Source organism: Microbacterium sp. (assembly GCF_039812165.1).
Taxonomy (GTDB): domain Bacteria; phylum Actinomycetota; class Actinomycetes; order Actinomycetales; family Microbacteriaceae; genus Microbacterium.
Map to the genome: position 1 here is coordinate 1 of NZ_JBDIAB010000247.1, position 3,782 is coordinate 3,782.

General features: G+C 77.1%; 3 protein-coding genes. All 3 read right to left on the reverse strand.

Annotated features, from left to right (window positions below):
* On the reverse strand, positions 1-1,148 hold a 1,148-nt coding region (locus WML84_RS13670; RefSeq protein WP_347346688.1), incomplete at its 3' end, for a serine/threonine-protein kinase.
* Positions 1,145-2,968, reverse strand: a complete 1,824-nt coding sequence (locus WML84_RS13675; RefSeq protein ID WP_347346689.1) for an FHA domain-containing protein — start codon at positions 2,966-2,968, stop codon at positions 1,145-1,147. The genes WML84_RS13675 and WML84_RS13670, both read right to left, overlap by 4 nt.
* Positions 2,965-3,768, reverse strand: coding sequence for a protein phosphatase 2C domain-containing protein (locus WML84_RS13680; protein ID WP_347346690.1), 804 nt, complete (start codon positions 3,766-3,768; stop codon positions 2,965-2,967). The genes WML84_RS13675 and WML84_RS13680 overlap by 4 nt, the downstream gene beginning before the upstream one ends.
* Positions 3,769-3,782 lie beyond the last annotated feature (14 nt).

Sequence of the window (3,782 nt, forward strand, 5' to 3'; positions counted from 1 at the left end):
CGGTCGGGCGACACGGTGCGCGGACGCAGCACCGTGGGCGACACGTCGCCGACGACAGGAGCGGAGGCGGCAGGAGCGACGGCGCGCCCGCCGGACGAGCGGCGCACCGTGTCGTCCGGGGCGGAGGCGGCCGGATCGTCCACGTGATCGGCCGGGGCCGGCCGCCGCTCGTGGGTACGGCCGGCGGCGGGGGCGGTCTGCGGCTCGATGCTCGCGATGCCGCGCACGCGCGTCAGCTCGGCATCCTGCTCGTCGTCGGCGTCGTCGCCGGGCGGCGCGTCGTCGAGGATGTCGATCGGCGTCACGGAGTGCGCCAGCTCGATCTGCACGCGCTGCAGGGCGCGCGCGAACGCCACCGCGCTGTCGTAGCGGTCGACCGGCCGCTTCGACATCGCGCGCTCCAGCGCATGGTGCAGCGAGTCGGGCGCGTCGGCACGGCCGAGCGGCGGCAGCGCGTCGCGCTCGATGCGCTGGATCAGCTCGGCGCCGCCGTTGCGCCCGCCCGGCTGCTCGAACGGCGAGCGCCCGGCGAGCAGCGTGTAGACCGTCGCGCCGAGCGCGTAGACGTCCGAGCGCACGCCCGAGGCGGGCGCGTCGTCGAACGACTCCGGCGGCGACCACGGGATCGACATGCCCTGCGACTCGTCGGTGCCCTCGAGCGTCGTCGCGATCCCGAAGTCCGTGAGCGCCGGACGATTGTATTCCGTGACGAGAATATTGGCCGGCTTGATGTCGCGGTGCAGGATGCCGGCGCGATGCGCGGTCTCGACGGCCGCGGCGACCTGCACCCCGACGCGCAGCGCCTCGGCGACCGAGAACGCCCCGGCCCGGTAGCGCACCTGCAGATTGGGGCGCGGGCAGTACTCCATCACGAGGTAGGGGCGACCGTCGTCCGAGACGCCGGCCTGATGGATCGTGACGATCGCGGGGTGCGTCGACAGCAGCGCCATGACGTTCGCCTCGGCGGCGAACTGCTCCGCGGCTCCCCCGACCATGCGGTCGGGCAGCATGACCTTCACGGCGACGCGCCGGCGCGGCAGCTGCTGCTCGTACAGGTACACGTCGGCGAAGCCGCCGGAGCCGAGCACCTCCACGAACGTGAAGCCGGGCAGCCGCGGCGGCGGCGCGGGCGGACGCTTCGTCGTCACGGCAGATCCTCGAAGGTCAGCACGACCCCGTCGCCGATGTCGACCGCGTCGCCCGAGACGACCATCGTCGGCTCGCCGGGGTGCAGGCGCACCGGCTCGCTGCCGCCGCGCAGCAGCACCGAGCCGTTCGTCGTGTCGAGGTCGGTGACGAGCACGTGCTCGCCCTCGGCGCGGACCTCCAGGTGGCTGCGCGAGATGTCCTGCTCGGGGCTCTCCACGGCGACGAGGATCGGCAGCTCGGCGCCCGACGCCCGCGTCGAGCGCGGGCGACGCCCCACCACGACCGGCCGGTCGAGCTCGACGACGCGACCCGTCGACAGCCGGATGCGGCCCTGCGACGGGCGCCGCGGCGGCACCTGGTCGGTCGACTCGAGCTTCTGGCGCTCGGCGTCGCGCACCGCCCGCAGCTCGGCCACCGCGATCGTCTCGCCGTCGTGGTCGCCGAGGAGCGTGGGCGTCGTCAGGGGCGCCGCGGCGTCGGTCGACGCGGCGCCGGCGCTCTGTGCCCCGGCCTCTGCCTCCTCGGAGCCGACGGGTGCCGTGCGTCCCGTCTCGGCCGCCTCGCCGGGAGCGGGCGGCACGATCGCGGCGGCCTGGACGGGACGGGCGATCGTGGCGCCCCACAGCTGGTCGTACTCGTCCACCGGCGCCTCGACCTCGGGGGCCGACGTGGCCGCCGGCGGAGCCCACGTGTCGGCGCCCTCGGGCTCGAGGCCCATGTGCGCGGGCCCCTCCGCGCCGAGCGCTCCGCTCCCGTGGTGCTCGCCCGGCGTCCCCGCGGAGGTGTCCCCGTGACCCGCTCCAGCGGCATCGGCCCGCTCACCGGCGGTCTCGCCGGCGGCCGTCCGTGCGGCGTCGGCCCGCTCGCGGACGACGTCACCGGCATCGGCGTCCGCGCCCGAGACCTTCCCGCCCGCAGGTCTCCGGCCGTGCTCCGCCTCGGCGGCCCGTTCCGCGGAATCAGCCCGTCCGTGGGCCGCATCACCGAGGTCGGCACTCGCGGCATCGACGCGCTCGCGCGCCACGCCACCGCGATCGGCGTGCTCACCCGCGACCTCTCCGCGCGCAGACTCCCGGCCGCGGTCCGGCTCGCCGGGGGCTCGCCCGCCGGCGAGCGCGGACGAAGCCCCCACCGGGTCACCGTCCGAGATCCGGGACCGCGCCTCCGGGCCCAGCGCGGGGAACGGGGACGGCGAGGCGCCGCCCCCGACGATCGGTGTCTCGGCGGAGGTCTCGGGGTCACGCGCCGCACCGGTCCGCGGCGCAGACCCTCCGGGCCTCGCCGGGGTGGAGCTCGATGCGCCGCCGGGGGCGGGCGGAGGCGGCGACACGCGACGCCCCGGTGCCTCGCCGACCGCGCCGGGCGCACCCGCGGCATCCGTCAGCGTCCACGTGAGCGCCGACACGGCCACGACGCCGTCGCGGACCGGCAGCTCCTGTGCCGAGGACTCGACCGGCAGCACGACGTCGAGGCGACGGATGCCGGGGAGGAGCCGCTCCACCCACGTCGCCGCGCCGGCGCCGGAGAGCCGCTCGGTGCCCGCGTCTCGCTCGGCCACGAGCTCGACGTCGCCGCGCACCGCGACGCGGACGCCGTCGCCCTCGGCCACGGCGAGGGCGAACGGCGCGACGCCGGTCAGCGAGCGCCCGCGCGTGAGCGTCTCGAGCAGCTCGCCGAGACCGGCGCCGTCCAGCCCGCGCCAGACCGCCTCGACCGCGTCCGCCGCCACGTCGGGCGCCAGCACCGCGAGCGCCGGCGCGGAGACGGCGGCGTGCCAGGGCGCGGCATCCGTCGCCGGGCGGTAGCGCACATCGGTCATCGGGGGCTCCTTCCCGCTCGCGGCGCGGTGTCGGCCGCGGCGTCGCGGCCGCCCGCGGGCGCCGTGTCGTACAGGTCGACGTAGCCGGCGACCTCGAGCGCGTCGACCACGACCGCGGTGATGTTGTCGCGGCCACCGTGCTCGAGCGCCTCCTCGACCAGGCGCGACGCGGCCTCGCCCGGATCGGCGACGCCGGCGAGCAGCTCGGCGAGCCGGGCGGCGCCCACCTCGCCCGACAGGCCGTCGGAGCACACCAGGATGCGGTCGCCGGGCTCGGCGGGCACCATCCAGTAGTCGGCCTGGCCGTCGCTGCCGGCGCCGATGGCCCGCGTGATCTCGTGGCGCCGCCGGTCGGTCGCGGCCTCGTCGGCGTCGAGGGCGCCGGCGTCGATCAGCTCCTGCACGACCGAGTGGTCGACGCTGATCTGCTCCAGCACGCCCCCGGCGAACCGGTAGGTGCGCGAGTCGCCCACGTTGACGGTGAGCCAGTATCCGACGCCGCCGGCCTCGGCGACGACGACGCCGCTCAGCGTCGTGCCGGCGGCGCGGTCGCCGCCGTCGAGCCCCTCCACCGAGGCGCGAGCGCGCGCGAGCGCCGCGCGCACGTCGTCGACGCCGAGCGACGGCTCCCCGGCGAGCGCGGCGAACTCGGCCACGACGATCTGGCTCGCCAGATCGCCCGCGTCGTGCCCGCCCATGCCGTCGGCGACGAGGAACAGCGGCGCCGCGGCCAGATGGGCGTCCTCGTTGACGGGCCGGCGGCGACCGGGATGGGTCGCGGCGCCCGCGGCGACGCGGATCGGGGCGTCGGTCA